Genomic DNA, 24,766 nt, shown 5'->3' with positions numbered 1-24,766 from the left:
CGGGGGCCTTCCTCGTTTCCGGGGCCTTTACGTTTCTGGGAGGATGTACGCATGTGGCGTCAGCTCCTCCAGTACACCGACACCGCGGGGCGGGCGATGGTCGGCTTCGCGGCCGTGCTGCTGGTCGTCGCCGTGGTGAGCTTCGCCGTCGGGATCGCGCAGGCCTCGTTCGGGCACGCGTCGGCGACCCTCCCGTTCTGGCTGACGACGATGGGATGCGCGGTTGTGGCGGGCGTGCTGGTGTTCCTGGCGAGCCGCCGGGGCAAGCTGCGCTGAGGCGCGCCCGGTCGGCTGTCCGGTTCGCAGGCATTGCCGCGCGTCGGCGCTCTGGCGACCCGCCGAGTCTTCACGCGACGATGGACTCACACCCCGCGAGAGGGTGCCCCCCACCACGGTGGCACCCTCTCGCGGGTCTGTTGTCCTGATCCGCCGCTGCATAGGGTGACAACGCCCAGCCGACCAGGGATTTCTCGCCCCTGAGCTGCCGGGTCTGCCGTCCACCCGACCCGTCGGCAGCCGCGTACCCGTAGGAGGTCCCCCGTGGCGTCCATGACCGAGATCCTCATCCTCCACGGCCACCTCCCGATCGAGTACCTCGATCGGGTGGCCACGGAGCCGACAGCCGACGAATCCGTCGTGCGCGAACTCATGTCGCGCGGCGCCATCACGTCCTCGCAACTGGCGCGCGCCCGCGCCACACAGGCCGGCCTCCCGTTCGTGGAGCTCTCCGACTACCCGGTCGACCGTACGGCGGTCGCCCTGATTCCGGGCTCCATCTGCCGCCGCCACACCGTCCTCCCGATCGGCACGGCCGACGGCATGATCATCGTGGCGATGGCCGACCCTGGCAACGTGTTCGCCATCGACGACGTCCGTGCCGCCTCCCGGCTCACCGTCGCGGCGGCTGTGGCCGAAGAGTCCGACCTCCAAGCGGCGATCGACCGGTACATCCGCGCCGACGACGAACTGAGCGACCTGACCTCCACCCTCGAGGAGGAGACCGGGCCGTCGGAGGACACGGCGGTGTCGGAGTCGTCCGACGACGACGCGCCGATCGTCCGGTTCGTGAACCTGCTCGTGAGCCAGGCGATCCAGGATCACGCGTCCGACATCCACATCGAGCCGGCCGAGCACGACGTGCGTGTACGGTACCGCATCGACGGCGTGCTCCACGCCATGCAGTCGGCGCCGAAGAGCATCCAGAACGGTGTCATCTCGCGCCTGAAGATCATGTCGGACATCGACATCGCCGAGCGGCGGAAGCCGCAGGACGGCCGCATGTCGGTCGTCCACGGCGGCCGTCAGATCGACCTCCGTGTCGCCACCCTTCCGACGGTGTGGGGCGAGAAGGTCGTCATGCGCATCCTGGACAACACCAACACGGGCATGACGCTGAACGACCTCAACCTGCTGGAGCACAACTTCGAGGTCTACCGCGACTCCTACTCGAAGCCCTACGGGATGATCCTCGTGACCGGTCCCACCGGCTCCGGCAAGTCGACCACCCTCTACACGACACTGAACGCCGTCGCCCGACCCGAGATCAACGTGATCACCGTGGAGGACCCGGTCGAGTACCGGATGCCGGGCATCAACCAGGTGCAGGTCAACCCGAAGGCGGGGCTCACCTTCGCGAGCGCCCTGCGCAGCATCCTGCGCTCGGACCCGGACGTGGTGCTCCTGGGTGAGATCCGCGACCACGAGACAGCGCAGATCGCCATCGAGGCGTCGCTCACCGGCCACCTCGTGCTCTCCACGCTGCACACCAACGACGCGCCGAGCGCCGTCACCCGGCTGACGGAGATGGACATCGAGCCCTTCCTCGTCGGCTCAGCCCTCGACTGCGTCGTCGCCCAGCGCCTGGCCCGCCGGCTCTGCGACCGCTGCAAGCAGCCGGGCGTCTACTCGGCCGACGACCTGCGGCGGCTGCGGTTCACCATTCCCGAGGAGACGCAGCCGCTGATGTTCGTACCCGTCGGCTGCCCCGCCTGCTCGAACACCGGCTACCGCGGCCGCATCGCGGTGCACGAAGTGATGGCGGTGACCGAAGATATCGAGCGCCTCGCCGTCGAACGCGCATCGAGCGCCGAGATCGGCCGTGCCGCGCGCGAGCAGGGGATGCTCACGCTGCGCGAGGACGGCTGGGAGAAGGTCAAGCTCGGCCTGACATCCGTCGAAGAGATCCTGAGAGTGGTCGCCTAGGAGGGCACATGACGAACGACGACAGCTGGGGCGGATTCCCGCCCCCGACGGCCAAGCCGGTCTACGAGATCCCGGTGACCCCACCGGGAGCTGCGGCCGGTGGATGGACGCCGGGGCCGGGGACGCCGCTGAGCGCGCCGCCGGTCTGGGCGCCGCCAGCGGATGCGGTGCCGGTGGCAGCTGAGCCTGTGGCGCCTGCTGTTGCTCCGCCCGTCTGGTCGCCCGACCCCGAAACGGCTCAGACTGTCGCGCCGGGTCCGCAGGCTTACAGTCCGGGTCAGGACCAGTATTCGGCGCCAGCCGCCCGTCTGGTGCCGGAGGGGCGTCGTGCGGCTCAGCAGTTGATTGCGGCCGCCGAACAAGGAAGGACCGCCGCGGCACGCACCTTCGACGAGGACACCACCACCCTTACCCCGGTCGAGCGCGAGGCGCTGCAGCGGGCGGATGCCGAGCTCGTGGCCGCGCTCCGCGAAGTGGTCCTCCAGCGGGCATCCGACCTGCATGTCACTGTCGGGGCTCCGCCGATGGTCCGGATCGACGGTTCGCTCACTCCGGCCGGCGCGAGCGCGCCATGGGGTGCCGAGCGCACACTCTCGGCCCTGACGAGCCTCCTCACAGAACGCCAAGAGGAGGTCTTCAGGCGCGAGCTCGAGCTCGACTTCGCGTTTACGATCTCGGCCAACTCCCGCTTCCGCGTGAATCTCTATCAGCAGCGCGGGTCTGTCGGTGCTGCGTTCCGTCTCATCCCCACCGAGATCAAGCAGCTCAAAGAGCTGGGCGTGCCCGAGCAGATCGGCCGTTTCGCGGGGCTGCCCCGTGGTCTGGTGCTTGTCACCGGCCCGACCGGTTCCGGGAAGTCGACCACGCTCGCCGCCCTGGTCGACCTCGTCAACTCGACTCGCGCGGATCACATCGTGACGGTCGAGGACCCGATCGAGTTCATGCACACGCACAAGAAGTCGATCGTCAACCAGCGTGAGGTCGGCCACGACACCCACAGCTTCAACAACGCTCTGAAGCACGTTCTCCGGCAGGACCCCGACGTGATCCTGATCGGCGAACTGCGCGACCTCGAGACCATTTCCGTCGCGCTCACCGCCGCTGAGACCGGGCACCTGGTGTTCGCCACCCTGCACACCCAGGACGCCCCGCAGACGATCGACCGTGTCATCGACGTGTTCCCGCCGCACCAGCAGGGCCAGGTACGCGCTCAGCTCGCCGCCACCCTCCAGGGAGTCGTCTGCCAGACGCTCGTCAAGCGTGCATCAGGGCGGGGCCGAGCGGTGGCGACCGAGGTGCTCATGATGACCCCGGCAATCGCCAACCTCATCCGCGAAGGCAAGACCTATCAGATCGCGTCAGCCATGCAGGCCGGCGCGGGGGACGGCATGCACACCATGGACCAACACCTCGCTGACCTCGTCGACAGCGGCGTGATCTCACGGGTGGCGGCTCTGGAGAAGGCGCACGACCTCGAGAGCATCACACGGCTCATCCAGCGGGCGGAGCCGGCCGGTGGCGCCGCCTCGGCGGCCGTCGCGGCGAGCGGCCCGGACTTCGGCGACAACTTCTCGGGGATGGTGAGGTAGGTGGCCACCACGTCCACGTTCGCGTACAAGGGGCGGAATGCCGACGGCAAGATCGTCAAGGGCAAGCTCGACGCACCCGGGGAAGGCTCGGTGGCCTCTCGTCTCAAGACCATGGGGCTTTCGCCCGTCTCGATCGAGGAGGCGCAGGAGGGCACCGGGCTCGATCGCGAGATCAATCTTGGCTTTGGCAGCGGCGTCAAACTGAAAGACCTCGCGATCATGAGCCGCCAGATGGCGACCATGATCGGATCAGGGCTTTCGATCCTCCGCACCCTGAACATCGTGGCGGAGCAGACCGAGAACAAAAAGCTGGCCGCCATCATGGCCAAGGTGCGCGACGACGTCGAGTCGGGCGTCGCCATCTCCGACGCCATGAAGCGGAGCTCCGACGCCTTCCCACCTCTGATGATCAACATGATCAGGGCCGGCGAGACTGGAGGCTTCCTCGACAGCTCACTCGAATCGATCGCAGGGAACTTCGAGAAAGAGGTGAAGCTGCGAGGCACCATCAAGTCGGCGCTCACCTACCCGGTAATCGTCCTGTGCTTATCGATCGTGGCGGTCATCGCCATGTTGCTGTTCATCGTTCCGGTGTTCGAGAACATGTTCAAAGGCCTCGGAGGCCAGCTCCCGCTGCCGACGCAGATCCTGGTCGATCTTTCGCACGCCATGGTCTGGCTCGTCCCTCTGCTCGTCGTCGTCGGCATCGTCGGGGCGATCTGGTGGTCGCGGAATAAGAACAGCGAAAAGGTCCGGATGCGGATCGACCCGATGAAACTCAAGCTGCCGGTCTTCGGGCCACTGATGAAGAAGATCGCCGTCGCGCGTTTCAGTCGCAACTTCTCAAACATGATCAGTGCCGGCGTCCCGATTCTTCATGCTCTCAAGATCGTCGGGGAGACCTCCGGCAACTGGGTCATCGAGAACGCGCTGGTCAAAGTAGCGGAATCGGTGAGACAGGGCGAGTCGATCTCGGCCCCGCTCGCGGCCCAGCCGGTGTTTCCGAGCATGGTCACCCAGATGATCGCAGTGGGGGAGGATTCCGGGTCACTGGAGACCATGCTGAGCAAGATCGCCGACTTCTACGACCAGGAGGTCGAAGCTGCCACCGAGCAGCTCACGGCGATGATCGAGCCCCTCATGATCGCCTTCCTCGGCGTTGTCATCGGAGGCATGGTGGTGGCGCTCTACATGCCCATCTTCCAGATCTCCAGCCTGGTCAAATGACGTTCGCATCGCCCCTGTCACTCGAATGGGGAATCCCCTCTACTGGGGTGCGATATCAGGCCAATTGCCCCCATTTGCGGGATTCTGCCGTGAATTTTCTGGGAAATACCATCAAGCAGCCGGACGGGACTCGCTCCGATCGGCGTCCCGCAATCACCCGACCGATTGGACACTGAAATGTACTTCCGACTCATGGGCAAGCTGAACGCTCGCCGCAAGGGCCTGCTCGAAGAGAACGACAAGGGCTTCACCCTGATCGAGCTCCTGGTCGTCGTCATCATCATCGGCATCCTCGCCGCGATCGCCATCCCGGTTTACCTGGGCATCCAGAACAGCTCGAAGGACTCCGGCGTGAAGTCGGACCTCACGAACGCGAAGACTGCCGTGATCGCGTACCAGACGGACAACGGTTCGTTCCCCGCCTCCACCTTGCTCACCCCGGGTGACTCGGGCCTCGGCAAGTACGGCTTCACGCAGGGCACCAACACGACCTCGATCGCGTACAGCCCGAGCGCTCCTGGAACGACGGCCACGTCGTTCTGCCTGGTGGCCCCGTCCGCCAGCGACCCGACCAACAAGAAGTTCTATGTAACCGATGCGTCGGGCGTGACGGAGACCAAGCCCTCCGGCTGCTGACAGCCACACTCCACAAGCGAGCGGTGCGGAACCGGCAGACGGATTCCGCACCGCTCCTTCCGCTCCACCATCAACCCCGACCCGACGAGGGAGGTGAACCCGTGAACATATTCCGCACCCTGTGCCGACGCCTCTCTCCGCTGCGCCGCTCCGAGGACGGCCTCACCCTCATCGAGATCCTGGTCGCCATGACGATTTTCGGGATCATCTCCGTCGGAATCGCCGCAGGCGTCACCGCCAGCCTCGTCAACGTTCGCGACTCCCAGAACCGCGAGACCGCCCTCAACCTCGCCGCGTCGCAGATCGACCTTCTGCGCTCCGTGACCGACGTGTTCCAAGTCAACGACACTCCCGGCCCCACCAATGTCGTCGTCGGTGGAGTCACGTTCCACGTCAGCCGCACCACGAACTGGGAGGCCTTCACAGGCGGCGATGGCGACTGCGGGTCGAACGCTGCCGGCAGTACGCTCCAGTACAAGCGTGTCAAAGTGACAGTCAGCTGGGACGGCATGCGCAACACGGCCGTCCCAGCCGTCGCAGACACACTGATCGCCCCGAACAGCCGGATCAACGACCCGCAGAAGGGCACAATCCTGGTCCACGTGTTCGGACCGGACGGAACGGACCGGTCGGGGGTCGCCGTGAGCGCGGTGCCGACACCCGGAGTGACCGGCAACACAGCCGCAGCTCTCACAGTGACCCCGAGCAACACCGACATCCAGGGCTGCAGTTACATCCTCAAGGTGACGCCCGGGACGTACGACGTGACGGTGAGCAAGGCCGGATACATCGCGGACGACAACAAGACCCTCGGCTCCTCCACGAAGACGATCGGAGTCAGCCAGGGCACCTCCGCATCGATCGCCTTCCAGTTCGACAACGCCGGGCTCTTCGGCAGCGTGCTCGCGGTCAACGCCGGAGCCACGCCGAACATCTTGGTGCCCACGAATCTCGATCTCTCGTATCTGAGCACCTACGGCAACTTCGTGCGCGCCTACACCGGTTCGGCGGTCTCGCTCCACCCGTTCGGTGACGGCTACACGGTCATCGCGGGCAAGTACGTGGATGCCGCCGTGTCGTCGCTGACGTGTCCCGCCATCGACCCAGAGGCCTGGCCCGACAAGACCGTGGGTGCCGTCACCTACTCCGGGAATCGTCCGATTGCCGCCACCGCTCTGCCGGGTCAGTCCGCGCTGCCCCTGGCGGGCGTGACGATGGGCGTCATGACGGTCACCCTGAACAACGCAAAGGGCACCTTCATCAATGCCGTCGCCCAATCGGCCGCTACGGCCAGCGGCAACCCGGGATGTCCAGTCGCGATGACCTATTCGTTCGGCAGCAAGGTCACCTCTTCTACCGACAAGCCGTTCACCCTTGCGCTGCCCTGGGGCACCTGGAAGCTCTATCAGGGCTCCAGCGCCACCGCGCTCACAAGCCAGATCGGAAACAGCGGTATGACGGCCGTGCTTGGCACGACGATCGTCAAGGAGAGTTCGAACGCCGTAACGTTCGATCCGCGGGTCGCATCATGATGGCCGGGATGCTGCGCCGACTGCGCCACGACGACCAGGGCATCACGCTCGCCGAGCTCATCGTCGCGATCGGCCTGCTGGGCATCTTCGTCACGGTGGTCTCGGCGTTGTACACGAGCTCGATGCAAGCGATGTCGATCGGACGCGACGTCCACGTCAACAGCGCCCAGGCGTCCAATGCGATCAACGAGGTCGCCCGCGTCATCCGGGCGGCAACCGACAACCCCGTGCAGAATCAGTCGCTGAACAATCCCGCGTTCGAGGTCGCCATGGCCGACAAAGTGCGGATCTACGCCTACATCAACCTCAACGGGTCGTCGGAGCTCCCCGTCATGATCGAACTGTCCGTCTCAGGCGGTTCTCTCATCGAGAAGCGCTGGCCCGCGTCGCAGAATGCGGCAGGGTACTGGTTGTTCCCGGCCGCCACCACCACGCCGGCGTCCACTAGAACCATCGCCTCGTATGTTGTCCCCTCGGCGGCGTCTGGTGGCACCCAGCTCTTCACCTTCCTCAAGACCGACAACACCACGATCCCCATCCCGGCGGGCCCCAGCGGGATCACCGACGCGACGACGCTGCGCTCGATCGCAGCGGTCCAGGTCTCGCTGACCGTCCGGGGGAGTGCGACCGACGCGTCACAGCAGGTGACCATCCAGAACACCGTCGGGATCCCCAACCTCGGCCTCGCACGGACGTTGAGCTGACCATGGCAGATCCGACGTTGAAGGGACTCGGGCGGTGGCGCAGCCTGCGCCGCGATGACCGTGGAATCGCCATGGTCATGGTCATCGGCATCGGCGCTGTGCTGATGGTCCTGGTCGCTACCGCTCTCGCCTACTCGGTCGGGGGCGTCGTCAAGGCGCGGACCGACCAGAACTGGAACGATGCGATGGCCGCCGCGTACGCGGGCGTCGAGGAGTACGAGAGCCGGCTCGCCAACGACAACACCTATCAGCAGTACGGCAACCCGCTGTCGACGTTCAGCGCTGGGAGCGTCGTCTCCCTCCCGACGGGCTCGCAACTGAATCCGGCTTTCGGGGTCGGGAAGGGCGGAAGCTGGGCGCAGGTCTACGGCAGCACCAACGCTCTGTACCGCTATGAAGTGGACAACTCCAAGTACGCGTCCACCGGCGTTCTCCGTGTGCGTTCGACCGGCATGGTGGGGAACGAGGTGCGAAGCATCGTTGTGAACCTGAAGCAGGAGGGGTTCATCGATTTCCTCTACTTCACGGATTACGAGATCCAGGACCCTGACCTGAGCGGCGACCCAACGACGTGCGTGAAGTACTACTGGGCGGGGCGTGGCTCGGGATGCTCCGAGATCGCGTTCGGCAACGGCGACGTGGTCAACGGTCCGGTCCACTCGAACGATGCCATCAGGATCTGCGACGCCGAGTTCACCCAGTCTGTGACGACCGCCTACAACCCCACCTCCGGCAAGCGCTACATCGCCAAGGATTCCACAGGAAGCACCTGTACCGGCCAGAAGTTCGACGATCCGACGGCACCGACGTACTCGCCGGTCGTCGGGATGCCGCCGACGAACGCGGCCATGAAGAACGAGGTACGCACGGACCTTCCGGTCGACGTCCCCCGGCCCGGGTGCCTGTACACCGGCCCGACGTCGATCGTCTACAACGCCGACGGCACCATGACGATCCGATCCCCGTGGACCAAGTCGACGCGCGTGTCCGGCTCGCCCCCGACCGGTTCGCCGCAGACGCCGGCGGCGTGCGGTCTGCCTGGCACCGCGACGGGTCAGCTCGGGTCGACAGCGGGCGCAACGATCCCCGTCGTCACGCAGAACCTCCTCTTCGTCCAGAACGTGCCCAGCACGGCGACGGATCCCAACTACTGGGCAGCCACCGCTTTCCCCGCCCTGCTCCCCTGCAGCGTGACGAGCGGAGCTGTCGCGTGCAAGGGCGACGGTGGGCAGTCGAACGGCAACGGCATCGGCTACCCCATGGTCAACGAGGTCGCGCCGAGCACCACCTCGTACAAGCCTCGCGTCGGCGATGTCTTCATCAAAGGGACGCTCAAAGGCGCGGAGACGGTCTACGCCGACAACTACGTGTACGTGACGGGCGACATCAACTACAAGGACGCCAACTCCGACATCCTCGGGCTGGTAGGCAACAACGCCGTTTTTGTCTACAACCCGATGAATTCGACGAACACACCGCTCTTGACCGCAAAGAATCGCACGATCAGCGCGGCGATCATCTCGGTGGCCCATACCTTCCAGGTCCAGAACTACGACGTGGGAGGCGGGCGTGGCACCCTCACGGTAATGGGCGCGATCGCCCAGAAGTTCCGTGGGATCGTCACCCGAGGCAGCAACGGCTACACCAAGAACTACGTGTACGACCCACGCTTCCGTTATGTGGCGCCACCGAAGTTCCTCTCGCCGGTTTCCACCAGCTACGGAGTCAGTGTGCTCGTCGAAGTGAAGACCGCTTTCGCCATCGATGGGACAGCCCAGTGACCGCCGCGGTGCAGGCCGTGTGGGTGGGCGCGCTTCTCCTCGCAGGTGTCGGTGTCTTCGGCATGCTCATCGGATCCTTCCTCAACGTCGTGGCGTACCGGGTCCCCGCGGGCCTCAGCATCGTGTCGCCGCCGAGTGCCTGCCCTGGATGCGGTTCGCCCATCCGTCCTAAGGACAACATCCCCGTCCTCTCGTGGCTGCTCCTCCGCGGGCGCTGCCGTGACTGCACGTCGCCGATCTCGTGGCGTTACCCGTTGGTCGAGACTCTCACCGGTGTACTTTTCGTGTTCGTCGCGATGCGGTTCTTGCCCGACCTCTTCGTTGCAGCTGACGCGCGGCAGCTCATCGCGGCCACTTTGCAGCTCCTAGCCTTCGTCTATCTGGCGGCGATCAGTGTCGCACTGGCCCTCATCGACCTCGACACGCACCGACTGCCCAACAGCATCGTGCTGCCGTCGTACATCGTCGGCGCCGTGCTGCTGGGCGGAAGTGCCGCAGCTGCAGGCGACCTGGCGGCCACCATCACGGCGGCAACGGGGATGGCCGGATTGTTCCTGCTGTACCTCGTGGTCGCCCTGATTTCGCCGCGGGGGATGGGTTTCGGCGACGTGAAGCTCGCCGGCGTGCTGGGCCTCTTCCTCGGCTTCCTCGGCCTCGGTCCCCTCCTCGTCGGCGCGTTTGCTGCGTTCGTCCTCGGTGGAGTGTTCGGGATCGTTCTGATCTTCGGCGGCCGGGACCGCAGACGAGGCATCGCTTTCGGCCCGTGGATGTTCGCGGGCGCCTGGGTGGGCGTGTTCTTCGGAGCCGCCGTCTGGCAGTCGTATCTGGCGCTCGTCGCGCCGGCTTGAGTAAGGAGACAGAAATGGCATCCACCGTCGTCGGAGTCGACATCGGCAGCGCCTCTGTGCGTGCCGTCGAATTGCGAGATGCGGCGAAGGCGCGCCCGACGCTCCTGCGGTATCACGAGATGGCGCTCCCGGAGGGTGCGGCAAGCCGCGGAGAGGTGCTCGAGCCGAACACGGTGGCAACCACCCTCAAGCGCCTCTGGAAGGAGGCGGGCTTCACCACCAAGAACATCGTGCTCGGCATGGGCAACCAACGTGTGCTCGCTCGTGACCTCACCGTTCCGAAGATGTCGCTGCAGCGCATCCGGGAGTCGCTGCCGTTCACGGTTCAGGACATGCTGCCGGTTCCGGCGGCTGACGCGCTCCTGGACTTCTATCCGGTGTCCGAGTCGGTCACCGACTCCGGGCCCGTGGTGAACGGACTCCTGGTGGCCGCGATCAAGGAGGCGGTCCTGTCGAACGTCAAGGCGGCACGGCTCGCGGGGCTCACCACGGTCGACGTCGACTTGATCCCGTTCGCGCTGAGCCGCGCGATACTCACCAGGCAGAAGGTGCCGGGAACCGTTGCTCTCATCGAGATCGGGGCCGACACGACGTGCGTGCTCATCGCCCGGGGCGGCGTTCCCCAGTTCGTTCGCATCATCCCCACTGGCGGCGCGGACCTGACCAGAGCGCTGCGCGCCGAACTCGAGGTGGACGACGTGACCGCCGATCGCATCAAGATCGGCCTCGGACTCGCGCCGGCCGTTTCGAGCCCGGAGGAACAGCGGGCGGTCGAGACGATCTATCGAGTGACGAGTGAGCTCCTGACCAGCCTCCGGAACACCATCAACTACTACGTGAACACCCGCCAGCCGGAGATCGTGGACAGGATCGTGGTCACCGGAGGGGGCGCGTCGCTGCTCGGACTGCCCGAGGCCCTCTCGGAGATGACGCGACTGCCGGTCACCGTGGGCGACCCTCTCGCCTCACTAGCCCTCTCGCGCAAGCTCCAGGCGGACGACCTGCGTGAGCGGCGATCGCGTCTCAGCGTCGCGCTCGGTCTGGCATTGGGGAGCGCAGCATGAGCAAGCAGCAGGAAATGCTGGTCATCGGCGGGGAACCGCGGGTCGACCTGCTTCCCGACGAAATAAGGGCGCTACGTCGCGGTTCGTCGACTCGTCGTGCCTTGGGCCTCGGTGTCGTCGGCGTCTTGGTGCTCACTCTCGGCGGTATCGCCGGTTCGAGCTTCCTCGCGTCCTCCGCCGCCTCCGACCTAACGACGGCGCAGAACGACACCACCGAGCTGCTCGCCCAGCAGGGCAAGTACATCGAGGTGCGCAAGGTACAGGACCAGATGAAGACCGTCGAGGCGGCGCAGCAGGTCGGCGCGTCGACCGAGATCGACTGGCGCGACTACCTCCTCCGGGTGCAGGCGACGCTCCCTCCGAACGTCGCCCTCCAGACCATCACCATCGATTCCTCATCGCCGCTGGCCGCGTACGCGCAGGCCACCGCGCCGCTTCAGGGCCTGCGCGTCGCGACCTTGAGCTTCACCGCGCAGAGCCCGACGTTGCCGCAGGTCCCGTCCTGGCTGGATTCCCTTGCATCCTTGCCCGGTTTCGTCGATGCGGTGCCCGGCTCCGTCACGCTCGATCAGCAGTCGAATCTGTACACCGTGAACATCACGATGCACATCAACCAGGACGCGTATAGCAAGCGCTTCGCGCCCAAGGAGAAGTGACATGAACACCAACAGACTCTGGGTGATCGGCTCCGTGCTGGCGATGGCCGTGATCCTCGTCCTCGGCTGGATTGTGGGAGTGCAGCCACAACTTGCGACCGCTGCATCGGCGACGATTCAGCGTGTGACAGTCGAGCAGACGAACGCCCGCTACGGAGCCGTGCTGGCGAAGCTGAAGGCGGAGCATGACAAGCTGCCCGAACTGAAGCAGCAGCTCGCCGCCCTCGCCTCGTCCGTCCCAGCCGACGCGCAATCCGCGGGGTTCGTCAAAGAGCTGAACGGTGTCGCGGCCGAGAAGAGCGTCATCATCCGCTCTCTGACCTTCTCCGACGCGGTCGCCTACAAGCCGCCGGTGGCGCCCGCCGCGCCCGTGGCATCCGCCGATTCGACAGCGACACCCAGCCCCTCGCCGTCACCCACACCTGCTCCCGCGGCGCCGGCGACTCCAGCAGCGCCTCCAACGGTGACAAACGCGCTCATCACGCCGACCAACTTCTTTGCCTCTCCGGTACAGGTCGGTGTGCGCGGCTCCTTGGCGCAGGTGCTCGACTTCCTCGATGGAGCGCAGAAGGGCCAGCGCCTGTTCTTGGTCACCTCGCTCTCGTCCAGCCCCTCGACCGATGAAGGAGTGCCGCCCGGAACGGTGGATGCGACGATCGGGGGATTCATCTACTCCGTCACCACCGCCTCGGCCGCCGCTCAGGCCGCCGGTGACTCTGCCCTGACCGGCACGACGGCGGAGGCGAACGCATCGAAGTGAACTCCTAGCCGCAGCGACGGCACTTCCTCCGAGCCCCCGCTCCTCCGGTCCCGCCTCCCTGGACACGGCGGTCCCCGTTGCTACAGTGGGGCGCGACGGGCCCGCCGGGCCGATGGAGGAGCCACGATGAGCGACACGCCGGACGCGCCGAAGCGCGCGACCTACGAGCCGGGGCCGGAAGCCGATGGAACGGACACCGGGCCGCAGGTCGTGGAGCCGCCGTCGAACCCTGTCTCCGCTCGCGGCCACATCAACAGCCCGGCCGAGGATGAGCAGGCGCCCGCCGCCGTGCCCGCCGCTACAGCCGAGCCGGCGCGTCCGGCCGCCATCGCCGAGCCGGAGCCGGTTGTCTCCAGCGAGGACGACGTTGCCGCTGCGGTCGCGCGGTCGAGCGCCGAGCCTGGCGCGACCGCTGGCGGCGACGCGACGGTCGACACGGCGTCCCCTGTCGAGTCCGCCACGCCCGTCATCGTTGCGGCCGAGGCAGCCAACCTGAGCCAGGCGAACACCGCCACCACCGCGTACGGCACCGCACCGGCAGGCGACGGAAACGCGACCGCGGCCACCGCGACTGCGGCCACCGCAGGCGCCGCCACCGCTGCCGCCGTCCCAGCTCCGGGTCCGCAGGCGGTCACGCCGATCTACCTGCAGCGGCCCGAGCCGCCCAAGAAGAAGAGCAACCGCGGTGTCGGCATCCTGATCGCCCTCGTCGGCACGGTCGCGTTCGCGCTCCTGTGGGCGGCGGCGGTGCTGATCGTCGGCTCGCTCCTGACGCCGAGCGACGAGTTCCTGCCCGCACTGCAGCAGTTCTTCACCGGAGGCGTCGCGTTCGGTCTCCGGGGCTGGGCGCCCATCCTGGCGTTCTTCATCGGGATGGTCGTGCTCATCCAGATCCTGAACCGGGCCCGCTGGTGGGCGTACATCCTCGGCGGACTGTTCGTCGCGGTCTTCGTCTACTTCGTCTACATCGGCGCCAACCTGGTCGACGCCGAGTACTGGCGGCGCACGCCGGACGAGTTCGCTGTGCTGCTGCGCAGCGCCTGGGTGAACCCGTTCGCAGTTCTCGCCGGGGTGATCGCCCGCGAGATCTCGATCTGGACGGGCGCGTGGCTGGCCGCCCGCGGCCGCAAGCTGAAGGCGCGCAACGCCGAAGCCCAGGCGGACTACGAGCAGCAGGTGGCCGACGCCCAGAACCAGGCCGTCACCGCCTACACGCAACAGGGATACTGACCGGCGGCACCCATGCGTGATGAGCGCGCGTACGCCACCGTCGTCGCTTTCTTCGCGGCGGGGCTGTACGCCGCGCTCGTCGTCGCCGCCTTCGGGCTGATCTCTCTCGCGGCGGAGACGGATGTTGTGACCGACCCCGCCGTCGGCCCTCTGGTGGGACCGGTGATGGTCGTCGCGGCGACCCTGATGCTGCTCGTCTTCCTCATCGTGCTCGGGACGCGGGTCCCCGGCGATCGTCAGAAGGTGTCGCCGGGCGTGGCGTTCGGCGTCGGCGTCGCCTGCTACGCGGTGTTCATCGCCGCCGGCGGGATCGCCGGAGCGTTCGGTCACCCCGGCGACCCGTTCCACTATGTCCTGTTCGCGCTCGGGGAGCTCCTCCGCTGGCCGGCGATCACGGCCGGGGTGCTGGCGTTCCTCGTCACCCTGCTCTACCAGCTGGTGCTGGTCGGGCGGTTCCGTCAGCGCGGCCGCCCCCGCTGGCCGTGGGAGCAGGAGGACGGCGAGTAGACGGACGGCGAGCAGGAGGACGGCGAGTAGGCGCCGCCGCCCGACTCAGACCCGCACGCGGGCCGGCAGCGACGCATCCACCAGCGGCACCTGCACCCGGGTGAAGCCGCCCTTCTGGATGAACACCCCGCGCCCGGGAGGGAACTCCGACCGGTTGAGACGCGGCAGCGGCGTCTTGAGCAGCAGGTCCCCCTCGATGGAGTCGGGCTGCAGCAGCAGGCCACGACGGCCGTTCTTGACCTCGCCGAGCAGCGGCCACGACGTGCCCCAGGCGCTCGACTCGGCCTCGGCGACCAGCAGGTGGTCGCTGCGCCGCACGGCCCGGACCAGCTCCACGATCGCGGAGTCGGCGGGCGTCTGCAGGAAGTCGCCGATGCTCTCCACGAACACGGCGATCCGTCCCTCCGTGTCGGGGTCCGCGACCGCGACCGCGAGGTCCTTCGCCAGTGCTGCGGCGTCCGCCGGGTTCAGGGCACGGTCGGTCCACAACGCCGACGACGACAGCGGCGAGCGTGCGCTTCCGACGTAGTACAGGCGGGTCTCCGCGTCGAACCGAGACACGGCGTTCGCGATCGCGGCGAGGGCGGTGGTCCGCCCGCTGGCGGGTGGGCCGGCGACGAGCAGCGTGCCGGACGGCTCGAACGCGAGCGGCCCCAGATCCACGTCGCCGATCCCGAGCACGGGAAGCCCCGACACCTCGTCGGGCAGCGACGCCGGCGCGAGTTCCTTCGGCATCGACCCGACGGCGGGAGCGTGGGCGATCCCTGCGCGCTCCATCGCCTCGGCGAGCCGCCGCACCGCCTCCGACTGGTCGGCGACCGCACGGGACCCGCCCAGTACCGCGACCTGCGTCTCGTAGCCGTCGACGATGGCGCGGCCGGGGGGAGAGGTGGGCGAGAGGATGTCGCTCGGCACATCGAGCATCCCGTAGCCGTCGTCGGCGAGGCGCAGCACGACGCGCCGTTGGACCAGGGACCCGATGGCGGTCGGCACGGCGCCTGCGCGGTCCCCGGTGAGGGCGATGTGCATCCCGAGCCGCCGGCCGTCGGCGAGCAGGTCGCGGAAGACGTCGTACCACTGCGAGCGTCCGGCCGGGATCTCGAAGTCCTCCCGGAAGCTGGGGAACCCATCGACGAGAAGCAGGATGCGCGGCTCGTCCTGCCGCCCAGTGAGCGACCGGTACTCGGTGATGTTGGAGGCGTTGGCCTCGGCGAAGCGCGGCCCGCGGTCCTCCAGCGTCTCCTTCAGCATCCGGAACAGCCGGATGATCCGCTCCGGATCGTCGCCCGCGATGATCGAGCCGACGTGCGGCAGCTTTTCGAGCATCCGGAGGCTGCCGGCGCCGAAGTCGAGGCCGTAGACGTGCACCGGCCCGCCCCGCGGCGTGATCGCCGCGGCCGACGCCAGTGTGCGGAGCACGGTCGACTTCCCGGAACCGCCGGTGCCGTACACGGCGATGTTGCCGTCGACGTCCGGCTGGAAGTAGACAGGGCGCTGCTCCTGCCGGTCGGGGATGTCGGAGACGCCGAGCAGGAGCTCGGCATCCGTCCGCTGCCGGAGCAGCCCCAGGTCGTAGGCAGCCGCGAGTTCGTCGAGCCACGGGCGCCGGGGAGCCGGGATGTGCGCGGCGGCCTGCGCCCGCACGATGGAGGCGACCATCCGCTGCTGGTCGGTCGGCCCGAGGTCGCGCTCCGGCTCCTCGGCAGGGCGCTCCTCCTCCCAGCGGACTTCGCCGCCGAACCGCAGTTCGGCGACCTCGACGCCGGCGCGCTCCGGTTCGCGGGTGGTCCATCCGCCGGCGTAGGCGGACTGGAAGCGCACCAGACGCCCGGGGCCCGTCTTGGCCATTCCGCGACCGGGGATGCTCGGATCGAAGTGGGCGGCATCCGCGACGCCGACGACGTCCTGGCTGTCGGACTCGTCGGCCATCCGCAGCGCGATGCGGAGGTTGGTGTTGGCGCGCAGGTTGTCCTTGATGACGCCCGCAGGCCGCTGCGTGGCCATGATGAGGTGGATGCCGAGCGATCGTCCGCGCTGGGCGATGTCGACCACGCCATCCACGAACTCGGGCACCTCGCCGACCAGCGCGGCGAACTCGTCGATCACGAGCACCAGGGCGGGCGGGCTGTCCGGGTCGCCGCGCTTCTCCAGCTCCAGGAGGTCTTTGGCCTTCTTCCGGTTGAGCAGGTGCTCGCGGTAGTGCAGCTCGGCCCGGAGGCTGGTCAGCGCGCGACGGACCAGGTGCGGGCTGAGGTCGGTCACCAGTCCGACGCAGTGGGGGAGGGCGACGCAGTCCGCGAACGCCGAGCCGCCCTTGTAGTCGACGAAGAGGAAGGTGACGCGGTCCGGGCTGTACTCGGCGGCCATCCCGAGCACCCACGCCTGCAGGAATTCGCTCTTGCCCGCACCGGTGGTGCCACCGACCAGGGCGTGCGGTCCTTGCGTGCGGAGGTCCAGGTGCATGGCGTCGACGCCGGCCGACCCGATGGTTGCGCGGAGGGTGCCCGGGCGACGGCGTGCCGGCTTCGCACCGGCAGCGCGGTCGTGGATGGACGCGTTCTGCCGCCAACGGTCGACCACCGCGCTCGACGACTCGGCCAGCTCGTGGCCGAGGAGGGTCACGAGCGAGACCGAACGCGGAAGGTCGGACGCGTCAGCGACGAGCGCGCCGGCGTCGATGACCGGCGCCATCCGCTTGGCGTAGTCGAGCGCGGTCGCGGCGGTGACCGGTTCGGTGACGACGTCCTCGATCGTCTCGCCGATTCGGACGAAACCGGCCCGCGCCCGGTGCGGCTGGTCGGTGTGCTGGAGGAACGTCCGGCAGACGGCGGGCAGCCGGTCGACGTCGTCCGAGAGCCAGACCGGGAAGATGCCGGCGTCGGCGGCCGCCTCCGCCAGCTGCACCAGCCGGGCGCGATCGACGGCGACGTCGTCGGAGATGACCACGACGACGGCTGGAACAGGTGAGGGCGTGCCGTCGGTGGTCTGGGAGCGGCCGACGTCGGCGCCGCGTTCGAGGGCCGCGCGCTCCTGCTCCATCGCGCCGCGCCGCTGCGGACCGGCCTTCGCCGCGGCGAGGCGCTCCTCGACCAGGCCCTCGAGGGCGCTGAGCACCCCGGCGGCGCTAGAAGCGCTGTCCGCGAGGTGCCCGCCGGCGAGCGGGCTGTGCGGGGATGACGTGTGCGGCATCCACTTCAGCCACCCGAGCTCGCGCGACCAGCGCGGCGAGACGAGGGCGGCCACGGCCAGCTCCGAGGGGGAATGCAGCGCGGTGAGCTGCACCAGGACGGAATTGACCGAGCCCGCGATGAGGTCGGCGGGGCCCGCGATGCCGAGCGCCCCGGATTCGTAGAGGTTGTCGAGCACGGGCACGTCGTCCACGTGCGCGTTCGCCTCGATCACCGCATCCAATCGCTCCTGGAACTCGACGATGAGCTCGCCGCGGTCGACGGCCTGCACGGTGTTGCGCGAACGCATCGTGCCGCGGCCCAGCTGCAGGTTGAGGAACGACCAGTGCTCGGGGCGCCGGGTCCACAGGAGCGGACCGCGCCGCACCGCCTCTGACAGGGCGTCGGCGGTCGTCGGCGTCTCGGCCTGCCGCAGCTCGACCTCGGTGCGGCGCTCCTGCTCCAGCTTGGTGGAGAGGGCCTCCAGACGCTGCTCGAACACAGCGATCTGCTTCTTCAGCTTGCGCTTGCCACGCGTGCGGCCGCTGATGAAGTTGCCGATCAGCATGACCGGCGAGAGGAGGACGAACAGCAGCGTCGTCGGCTGATGCGTGAGGGCGAACATGGCCCCGCCGAGCAGCAGCGGGGTGATCATGGCGAGAAGCGGGAAGGGCGGGTCGTCCTTCTCGCCCGGCACCTCGGGCGCCTGGAACGCCTGCCCGGAGTAGCGGCGTTCGACCCTGGGCGACCGGTTGAAGAACACGGGACCCGCGGTGGGTGCGGCGGCGGGCAGCTCCGACCCGGCCTTCACCTCGAGCGACACCTCCGTGTCGCCGAGCAGCAGCGTCTCCGTGCGCCGGACGGTGAACCGGGTGACGAGGCCCCCGTCGACCACGACCCCGTTTGCCGACCCGAGGTCGACGACCTCCACGCCGTCGCCTGCCTCGAATCGCACGTGGCGCTTGGAGACGAGGGGATCCTGCAGCACGACGTCGCACGACTCGTCGCGTCCCAGCACGGTCGAGCCCGCGCGCAGGGTGAACTCGGTCCCCTCCTGCGGGCCGCTGAGCACCCGCAGGGTCGCGACGACCGGGACGTCGCCGAGCTCGGGCGAGGCGTAGTGGAGGCCGGCGTCGGCCAGGGCGACCGTCGCACCGCTGCCGATCCAGGCCTCGCCGACCGGAGCGTCCGGCGGGAGCACGAGAGGGTCCGCCTGGCCGGGGAGCTGCGCGCGGAGCGTCAGCGCGCCGGGCGCCGCGACCGGCCCGGTGCGGCGCGGGTCGATGCGCGCGACCGTCGCGGCGACCTCTGAGATGCTGGCGGCGGCATCCGCGGTGACCACGATGTCGTCGCTGCTGCCGGACGGACGGGCGAGGGTCAGTTTCAGTCGCACTTCAGCACCATACCGACTCCTCTCCGCTCCAGTGGATGGGGACCGCTCCCCATCGCTTCCCCGCTGGTCCACCGGTACGTTGCTGTAGGCAGGATGGCCAAGACCTGGGGCCGTCGTGGACCGACAGGGGAGGAACAGTGTCCGATCTCGTACTCAAGCTGGACGAACTGGTGCAGCTGCGTGACGACCTCGACGCCGTGGTGCGCGAGTTCCAGAACGCCGACGACTTCAGCGATTCCGTCGCGGCGGCGACCGGACACGACGATCTGCAGAGCCACGTCAAAGACTTCGCCCACAAGTGGAATGAGAAGCGCAAGGAGATGACCGAGAACGTGAAGAACGTGCAGCAGGTCATCGCAGCGGTCGCCGACAACTTCATCAAGGTCGACGGCGACCTCGCCAAAGCGCTCGACACGAAGAAGAACTGAGAGACGAGATGAGCGACAAGGAGTTCCAGCCCCTCACCGGCGATCCGGACGTCCTCGAGGCGAAGGCCCGGCACTACCAGGCCATCGGCGAGGCCATCCAGCGCTCGGTCAAGGAGCTGAACAAGATTCACGACGTCGACGGCTACAAGTCTCAGGCCGTCTCGAAGCTCCAGGAGATGTCGAAGGACACGGCCGACGACATCAACAAGGCCAAGGACCGCTACTCGAAGACGGCGGCGGCGCTGATCGCCTACGCCGCGGAGCTGCGCGAGGCGCAGGACGACGCCGACAAGGCCATCGCCCTGATCGATCAGAAGCAGAGCGCCGCGAACGCCGCGCACACGGCCGCGACCACAGCGCACACCGACGCGCAGAGCGCGAAGCCAGAGGACGCCTCCACGGCGAACAAGGCTGCCTCGAAGGCCGATGACGCGGCCCGGGATGCCAACGCGGCACTGCACGCGGCGCACCAGGCCTGGTTCGACGCCCGTGACAAGAAGAACCGCGCCGCCGACAAGGCCGTCGACGCGATCGTAGATGTCGTCGACCACCACAACAACGGCCTCAAGAACCCGGGCTTCTGGGACAAGGTGATGGATGTGATCAGCACCATCGGCGACATCGCCGGGGTGCTCGCCATCTTCTTCGCCTGGGTGCCTATCCTCGGCCAGGTCCTGGTCGTGATCGCGCTCGTCGCCTCCATCATCAAGCTCGTGGATGCCGTGGTGAAGTTCGCGAACGGCGAGGGCAGCTTCCTCGACGTGCTGGGTGCCGCGGTGACTGTGGTCCTCAGCGTCTTCGGCGGCCGCATCTTCGCCTTCCTCGGCAAGGCTGCCCGGATCAAGGCGCTCGCCCGCGTGCCGAAGGCCGTCGGCGGTGTGCGCACCAGCCCCAATGCGATGCTGAAGATGCAGATCGGCAAGCGCCTGATGAAGTCGGCCACCAAGAAGCTGTTCGAGAACCCCTCGAAGGATCTCAACGTCTGGAAGGCGGCCGGCGACTCCGCCGCTGCACAGCGGGAGGCCTACAAGGCTCTGGTCACGAACGGCGCGGACAAGGCCAAAGCGATGCGCGCCCTCCTCGGGATCGACCAGAACGTGGTCCGCGCCGTCTCCCACGATGTGGGCGCCCGCGAGTTCAACCCGCTTACCGCGGTCGCCGCGTACCACCAGGGTTCGGCGCTCATCAATAAGGGCATCGATCTTGTGAACGTGCCGGGTAAGGTCGACTCGATCGTCAACAAGCTGGACGGCGGACGCAACCACACCGACCTGCCGCAGGTGCCGAATATCGACCTGCAGAAGTTCGCGATCGGCGCCGGCGACAAATACGTGCCGACGTACAAGAGCCACAACGGCTGAGGGGGATACGCATGACGCTGCGACCGCAGGACATCGTCGACTTCTCCTTCGACGCTCCGGAAGGCTGGTACGACGTCGAGCTGTTGGGCGAGCAGGGCAGCGACGACTGGCCGGAGCGCCTCGCCGCCTCCGTCGGCGCCGGGCCGCTCGCCAGTGAACTCGCCGAACGGTTGCGGGCGCTGCAGCAGCTGCTTCATGCGGAGGACCCGACGGGCGCGACGCGTGCCCGTGCGTACATCCCGGTGCCGTCGACCGGCGTGCTGAATGCGTTCCAGACCTTCGAGCTGCTGCAGCTGGAGGTGGACGACACCCCCGAGAGCTACTTGGCCGCCACCGACGCCGAGGGCGCTCACCGCGAGCCCGGCTACGAGATCCTCGGCTACCGCTCCTGGCGCACCGCGCACGCCACCGGTGAGCTGGTCGGTTTCACGCACCTGACCGCGATCGCCGACGCCGACGCCGGGGATGCGCTCCTCGAGCAGCGCGTCGTGTTCGCCATCTTCCCGGTCGGCGCGGCCCAGGCCTTCCACATGGTCTTCCGCTCGGCGTTCGTCGGCGGCTTCGCCGACATGGTCGCGGAGACCCAGGAGATCGCCGACTCGCTGCGGGTGACGCTGGGGGAGTACGCATGAGCGAGACGCGCCTCACCTCTCTGGATGACGAACTCACCATCGTCTTCCCCGGCACGTGGGTCATGGTCCCACTGCACGACGACGAGGCGGCGGCCCGCCGCATCCAGCGGCTCGTCACAGAGCGTGTCGGCCGGGCGGACCGGCTGGCCCGCGTACGCCGCACGGCGAAGACCGAGCTTGAGCGCCTGGTTGCGATGGCGAACGACAGCACGGCCTTCGCGCTCGCCCTGTCGCTGGAGATCCTCCCGGGGGTGCCGTTCCCGGCGTCGCTCGTGCTCTCGCGCGAGGAGTGGCCGACCGCGCCGGAGGACGATGCCGACCTGGCCGTGCACCTGGCGCGCAGCTTTCCCGACGACGACGCGCTGGACCTCTCGATCGGCCCGGCCCGACGCCGCTCGCAGGTCCGCCAGACCACCTACGACGAGGAGTCGTCGCCGGAGCTGGTGGCCGACTACCGCTTCCCGGCCCCGGGAGGCGAGCGCCTCATCCACGCGCGCGTCAACGCCCCGATGGCGACCGCCCCGGATCTCTATCTGGAGCTGTTCGACGCGATGATCGACTCCATCAGCTTCCGGGCACCGCTTCCGGAACCGGCCGCCGGCCGCTGACCCGCGCCCGGAATGCCCGCACCACGAGCGTCACCGACGCCGCGACGAGCGCGACGGTGACGATCGACCAGACCACGGCGCCGACCGTTCCCACCGGCCAGAACAGCCAGCCGGCGACCAGGAACGACGCGAGCCCGTACGGGATGCCGGCGAGCAGCACGCCGCGGCCGGGCCGCCAGCCGAGGAGCATCAGCTCTGTCCAGAACCGCGTCCACGGCGTCAGACGCACCGGCAGGAGGGAGAGGGCCGTCGGCCCGAGCGTCGGCGGTCCGATCACCGAGCGTGACCATCCCGTGCTGGAGAGACGCTCACCGGCGTACGCGGGGAGCAGGCTCCGCACCACGTAGGTCCACGAGAGCACCGCCAGCGGTAGGGATGCGAGGGGGAGGGCGACGAACGCGTACCCCAGCAGCGGAACCAGCACCACGACCGCGAACAGCAGGAAGAGCACGGTGACCACCACGTCGTCCCCGGTGACGAAGTCGCGCGAGCTGAACTCGGGGTTGGTGCTCCATAGCGCGAACGGCAGGGCCGCAGGCAGCAGCAGGGTGATGAGCCCTAGCGCCGTCCATACGAGGGCGATCAGCAGGTAGCCCACCGGCCGGAGGACCCGCTCGACGGCAGACGGCGGTGTCGCCGCCCGGTCCGAGCGCGGGAGCCGCGTGCGTGCGGCGGCGGAGTTCCGGTTCGGCTTCATCGGGCTGTACGACGGCATGGCTGCCAGGCTATCCCGCTGGCCCTGCGGCAGTGAACCCGGGCGCATGGGGAGTGCTCCCCATTCCATCCCCTCCTCTCGCCTGGTTAGGTAGACGTAGCTGGTCGGCCCCGGGGGTACGGCCTCTTTCGAACCGAAGGGATAAGGACCGTCATGGCCAACATGAACGTCACGTACGGCGAGATGACCGATGCCGCCAACCGCCTCACCGCGGGCAAGGACGACATCACCGCGAAGCTCCACGAGCTCCAGAACCTGGTGAACGGGCTCGTCAACGGCGGCTTCGTCACCGATCAGGCGTCCGGCGCCTTCCACTCCTCCTACGAGCAGTTCACCAAGGGCACCACGGACGCGGTGAACGGGCTCGACGGGATGTCGCAGTTCCTCACCAAGGCGGCCGACGCCCTGCAGAACGTCGACAGCGAGCTCGCCAAGGGCATCGGCGGCTGAGCCGAGCGCATACCGTACGACGAGCGCGGGTACCCGAACGGGGTGCCCGCGCTCTTCTGCGTCCCGGCTCTTTCGCCCTGCGCGGACACGGGCCTCTGGCGGCCTCGCTCATTTGACCGGCCGACACCCGGACGATAGTATTTATCGGGTGTGCGCTCTGTCGCGCGCTTGCTTCGTGCCCGTTTCCCGGGCCAGGAGCGAGTGGGCTGGCACGTACTCATCCGATGGGCAGGGAGACCGCACGGAATCCCCGCCCCCACGGCATATCGGCTGGCGGACAACGCCTGTCGGCCGATCCCCCCGGAAACGAGAAGCCCGCGAAGCGGGTTGGTCGTCCATGGGGAAAAGGCAACAACTGTCACCGTGCAGTCCATAAAAGGAGAAGTTCAGTGCCAACCATTCAGCAGTTGGTCCGCAAGGGACGGACGCCGAAGGTCACCAAGACCAAGGCTCCCGCCCTGAAGGCCAACCCCCAGCAGCGCGGCGTGTGCACCCGTGTCTACACCACCACCCCCAAGAAGCCGAACTCCGCGCTCCGCAAGGTCGCCCGTGTGAAGCTGTCGAACGGGACCGAGGTCACCGCTTACATCCCCGGTGAGGGCCACAACCTGCAGGAGCACTCGATGGTGCTCGTCCGCGGCGGTCGTGTGAAGGACCTCCCCGGCGTCCGCTACAAGATCGTTCGCGGCGCCCTGGACACCCAGGCCGTCAAGAACCGCAAGCAGGCTCGCAGCCGTTACGGCGCGAAGATGGAGAAGAAGTAATGCCTCGCAAGGGTCCCGCTCCCAAGCGCCCCGTCGTCGCCGACCCGGTGTACGGCGCGCCGGTGGTCAGCCAGCTCGTCAACAAGATCCTCCTCGACGGCAAGAAGGGCCTCGCCGAGCGCATCGTCTATGACGCGCTCGAGGGCGTCGGCACCAAGTCCGGTCAGGACGCGGTCGTCGTGCTCAAGAAGGCTCTCGACAACGTCCGTCCGACCCTCGAGGTCCGCAGCCGCCGCGTCGGTGGCTCGACCTACCAGGTGCCGGTCGAGGTCAAGCCGCACCGCGCGAACACGCTCGCGCTCCGCTGGCTCACCAGCTACGCCAAGGGTCGTCGCGAGAAGACGATGACCGAGCGTCTCACCAACGAGATCCTCGACGCCTCCAACGGCCTCGGCGCCGCTGTCAAGCGCCGCGAGGACACGCACAAGATGGCCGAGTCGAACAAGGCCTTCGCCCACTACCGCTGGTAACCCAGCCGGTAGGAACACTGTGGTCCGTCCGGGCGTTGCACT

The 24,766-nt window shown here is 68.0% G+C and carries 23 protein-coding genes; 21 read left to right on the top strand and 2 right to left on the bottom strand.

Annotated features, from left to right (window positions below; genetic code table 11):
- Window positions 1-51 precede the first annotated feature (51 nt).
- The 14 genes from AB7E03_RS08710 (at window position 52) to AB7E03_RS08645 (ending at window position 14,736) form a co-directional block, all read left to right on the top strand.
- A complete protein-coding gene (locus tag AB7E03_RS08710) occupies window positions 52-276 on the top strand; it encodes a hypothetical protein (RefSeq protein ID WP_489941031.1) in 225 nt (74 codons plus the stop codon).
- Between the two features lie 264 nt (window positions 277-540).
- Window positions 541-2,202, top strand: coding sequence for a GspE/PulE family protein (locus AB7E03_RS08705; protein WP_489941030.1), 1,662 nt, complete (start codon window positions 541-543; stop codon window positions 2,200-2,202).
- Window positions 2,203-2,210: 8 nt separating this feature from the next.
- The gene (locus AB7E03_RS08700; RefSeq protein ID WP_489941029.1) at window positions 2,211-3,791 is read left to right on the top strand and encodes a type IV pilus twitching motility protein PilT; all 1,581 of its coding nucleotides are present in this window, start codon (window positions 2,211-2,213) and stop codon (window positions 3,789-3,791) included.
- Complete coding sequence (locus AB7E03_RS08695; protein ID WP_489941028.1) at window positions 3,792-5,018, top strand: type II secretion system F family protein; 1,227 nt, start codon at window positions 3,792-3,794, stop codon at window positions 5,016-5,018.
- Between the two features lie 177 nt (window positions 5,019-5,195).
- Complete coding sequence (locus AB7E03_RS08690) at window positions 5,196-5,654, top strand: type II secretion system protein (protein ID WP_489941027.1); 459 nt, start codon at window positions 5,196-5,198, stop codon at window positions 5,652-5,654.
- Between the two features lie 101 nt (window positions 5,655-5,755).
- Window positions 5,756-7,186 (top strand): type IV pilus modification PilV family protein, encoded by a 1,431-nt coding sequence (locus tag AB7E03_RS08685; RefSeq protein ID WP_489941026.1) that lies wholly within the window; start codon window positions 5,756-5,758, stop codon window positions 7,184-7,186.
- An 8-nt stretch (window positions 7,187-7,194) separates the two neighbouring features.
- Window positions 7,195-7,890 carry a type IV pilus modification PilV family protein gene (locus AB7E03_RS08680; RefSeq protein WP_489941025.1) on the top strand — a complete coding sequence of 232 codons (696 nt, stop codon included), beginning with the start codon at window positions 7,195-7,197 and terminating at the stop codon, window positions 7,888-7,890.
- 2 nt (window positions 7,891-7,892) lie between these two features.
- Window positions 7,893-9,671, top strand: a complete 1,779-nt coding sequence (locus AB7E03_RS08675) for a hypothetical protein (RefSeq protein ID WP_489941024.1) — start codon at window positions 7,893-7,895, stop codon at window positions 9,669-9,671.
- Window positions 9,668-10,519, top strand: a complete 852-nt coding sequence (locus tag AB7E03_RS08670; protein ID WP_489941022.1) for a prepilin peptidase — start codon at window positions 9,668-9,670, stop codon at window positions 10,517-10,519. Before AB7E03_RS08675 ends, AB7E03_RS08670 begins: the two co-directional genes overlap by 4 nt.
- A 14-nt stretch (window positions 10,520-10,533) precedes the next feature.
- A complete protein-coding gene (gene pilM, locus AB7E03_RS08665) occupies window positions 10,534-11,583 on the top strand; it encodes a type IV pilus assembly protein PilM (protein ID WP_489941020.1) in 1,050 nt (349 codons plus the stop codon).
- Window positions 11,580-12,239 carry a hypothetical protein gene (locus AB7E03_RS08660; RefSeq protein ID WP_489941018.1) on the top strand — a complete coding sequence of 220 codons (660 nt, stop codon included), beginning with the start codon at window positions 11,580-11,582 and terminating at the stop codon, window positions 12,237-12,239. The genes pilM and AB7E03_RS08660 overlap by 4 nt, the downstream gene beginning before the upstream one ends.
- 1 nt (window position 12,240) lies before the next feature.
- Complete coding sequence (locus tag AB7E03_RS08655; protein WP_489941016.1) at window positions 12,241-12,999, top strand: hypothetical protein; 759 nt, start codon at window positions 12,241-12,243, stop codon at window positions 12,997-12,999.
- A gap of 126 nt (window positions 13,000-13,125) precedes the next feature.
- Window positions 13,126-14,229: a cation:proton antiporter gene (locus AB7E03_RS08650; protein ID WP_489941014.1), complete on the top strand. Its 1,104-nt coding sequence runs from the start codon at window positions 13,126-13,128 to the stop codon at window positions 14,227-14,229.
- A 12-nt stretch (window positions 14,230-14,241) separates the two neighbouring features.
- Window positions 14,242-14,736 carry a DUF6121 family protein gene (locus tag AB7E03_RS08645; RefSeq protein ID WP_489941012.1) on the top strand — a complete coding sequence of 165 codons (495 nt, stop codon included), beginning with the start codon at window positions 14,242-14,244 and terminating at the stop codon, window positions 14,734-14,736.
- A 45-nt stretch (window positions 14,737-14,781) separates the two neighbouring features.
- Here AB7E03_RS08645 and AB7E03_RS08640 read toward each other — a convergent pair whose 3' ends face one another.
- On the bottom strand, window positions 14,782-19,296 hold the full coding sequence (locus tag AB7E03_RS08640) for a type VII secretion EssC family protein (RefSeq protein ID WP_489941010.1): 4,515 nt from the start codon (window positions 19,294-19,296) through the stop codon (window positions 14,782-14,784).
- Between the two features lie 137 nt (window positions 19,297-19,433).
- Between AB7E03_RS08640 and AB7E03_RS08635 the strand changes: the two genes are divergently transcribed.
- From AB7E03_RS08635 to AB7E03_RS08620, 4 genes are read left to right on the top strand one after another with little or no spacing between them, the layout of a single operon-like run.
- Window positions 19,434-19,724 (top strand): hypothetical protein, encoded by a 291-nt coding sequence (locus AB7E03_RS08635; RefSeq protein ID WP_489941008.1) that lies wholly within the window; start codon window positions 19,434-19,436, stop codon window positions 19,722-19,724.
- A gap of 8 nt (window positions 19,725-19,732) precedes the next feature.
- Entirely contained in the window at window positions 19,733-21,085 is a 1,353-nt protein-coding gene (locus tag AB7E03_RS08630) for a putative T7SS-secreted protein (RefSeq protein ID WP_489941006.1), read from the top strand.
- 11 nt (window positions 21,086-21,096) lie between these two features.
- Window positions 21,097-21,717 (top strand): hypothetical protein, encoded by a 621-nt coding sequence (locus AB7E03_RS08625; protein ID WP_489941004.1) that lies wholly within the window; start codon window positions 21,097-21,099, stop codon window positions 21,715-21,717.
- Window positions 21,714-22,325: a hypothetical protein gene (locus AB7E03_RS08620; protein WP_489941002.1), complete on the top strand. Its 612-nt coding sequence runs from the start codon at window positions 21,714-21,716 to the stop codon at window positions 22,323-22,325. The genes AB7E03_RS08625 and AB7E03_RS08620 overlap by 4 nt, the downstream gene beginning before the upstream one ends.
- Here AB7E03_RS08620 and AB7E03_RS08615 read toward each other — a convergent pair.
- A complete protein-coding gene (locus tag AB7E03_RS08615; RefSeq protein ID WP_489941000.1) occupies window positions 22,282-23,040 on the bottom strand; it encodes a hypothetical protein in 759 nt (252 codons plus the stop codon). The two genes, AB7E03_RS08620 and AB7E03_RS08615, sit on opposite strands and share 44 nt — an antisense overlap.
- A 153-nt stretch (window positions 23,041-23,193) precedes the next feature.
- On the opposite strand from AB7E03_RS08615, the gene AB7E03_RS08610 reads away from it, so the two are divergent.
- The 3 genes from AB7E03_RS08610 (at window position 23,194) to rpsG (ending at window position 24,724) form a co-directional block, all read left to right on the top strand.
- Window positions 23,194-23,490 (top strand): WXG100 family type VII secretion target, encoded by a 297-nt coding sequence (locus tag AB7E03_RS08610; RefSeq protein ID WP_441781338.1) that lies wholly within the window; start codon window positions 23,194-23,196, stop codon window positions 23,488-23,490.
- 389 nt (window positions 23,491-23,879) lie between these two features.
- Window positions 23,880-24,254 (top strand): 30S ribosomal protein S12, encoded by a 375-nt coding sequence (rpsL, locus tag AB7E03_RS08605; protein WP_011186743.1) that lies wholly within the window; start codon window positions 23,880-23,882, stop codon window positions 24,252-24,254.
- The gene (gene rpsG, locus AB7E03_RS08600) at window positions 24,254-24,724 is read left to right on the top strand and encodes a 30S ribosomal protein S7 (protein WP_441781339.1); all 471 of its coding nucleotides are present in this window, start codon (window positions 24,254-24,256) and stop codon (window positions 24,722-24,724) included. Before rpsL ends, rpsG begins: the two co-directional genes overlap by 1 nt.
- Window positions 24,725-24,766: the final 42 nt, after the last annotated feature.

This window comes from Leifsonia sp. RCC_180, assembly GCF_058138205.1.
This window is presented reverse-complemented; position numbering and strand designations above follow the sequence as displayed.

What these genes read in the sequence shown, in the direction of transcription:
- AB7E03_RS08650 (WP_489941014.1), top strand. Translation starts at nt 13,126, where the DNA reads ATGAGCGACACGCCGGACGCGCCGAAGCGCGCGACCTACGAGCCGGGG.
- AB7E03_RS08655 (WP_489941016.1), top strand. Translation starts at nt 12,241, where the DNA reads ATGAACACCAACAGACTCTGGGTGATCGGCTCCGTGCTGGCGATGGCC.
- pilM (WP_489941020.1), top strand. Translation starts at nt 10,534, where the DNA reads ATGGCATCCACCGTCGTCGGAGTCGACATCGGCAGCGCCTCTGTGCGT.
- AB7E03_RS08680 (WP_489941025.1), top strand. Translation starts at nt 7,195, where the DNA reads ATGCTGCGCCGACTGCGCCACGACGACCAGGGCATCACGCTCGCCGAG.
- AB7E03_RS08660 (WP_489941018.1), top strand. Translation starts at nt 11,580, where the DNA reads ATGAGCAAGCAGCAGGAAATGCTGGTCATCGGCGGGGAACCGCGGGTC.
- AB7E03_RS08645 (WP_489941012.1), top strand. Translation starts at nt 14,242, where the DNA reads ATGCGTGATGAGCGCGCGTACGCCACCGTCGTCGCTTTCTTCGCGGCG.
- AB7E03_RS08675 (WP_489941024.1), top strand. Translation starts at nt 7,893, where the DNA reads ATGGCAGATCCGACGTTGAAGGGACTCGGGCGGTGGCGCAGCCTGCGC.
- rpsG (WP_441781339.1), top strand. Translation starts at nt 24,254, where the DNA reads ATGCCTCGCAAGGGTCCCGCTCCCAAGCGCCCCGTCGTCGCCGACCCG.
- AB7E03_RS08700 (WP_489941029.1), top strand. Translation starts at nt 2,211, where the DNA reads ATGACGAACGACGACAGCTGGGGCGGATTCCCGCCCCCGACGGCCAAG.
- AB7E03_RS08625 (WP_489941004.1), top strand. Translation starts at nt 21,097, where the DNA reads ATGACGCTGCGACCGCAGGACATCGTCGACTTCTCCTTCGACGCTCCG.
- AB7E03_RS08620 (WP_489941002.1), top strand. Translation starts at nt 21,714, where the DNA reads ATGAGCGAGACGCGCCTCACCTCTCTGGATGACGAACTCACCATCGTC.
- AB7E03_RS08630 (WP_489941006.1), top strand. Translation starts at nt 19,733, where the DNA reads ATGAGCGACAAGGAGTTCCAGCCCCTCACCGGCGATCCGGACGTCCTC.
- AB7E03_RS08710 (WP_489941031.1), top strand. Translation starts at nt 52, where the DNA reads ATGTGGCGTCAGCTCCTCCAGTACACCGACACCGCGGGGCGGGCGATG.
- AB7E03_RS08615 (WP_489941000.1), bottom strand. Translation starts at nt 23,040, where the DNA reads ATGCCGTCGTACAGCCCGATGAAGCCGAACCGGAACTCCGCCGCCGCA.
- AB7E03_RS08690 (WP_489941027.1), top strand. Translation starts at nt 5,196, where the DNA reads ATGTACTTCCGACTCATGGGCAAGCTGAACGCTCGCCGCAAGGGCCTG.
- AB7E03_RS08610 (WP_441781338.1), top strand. Translation starts at nt 23,194, where the DNA reads ATGGCCAACATGAACGTCACGTACGGCGAGATGACCGATGCCGCCAAC.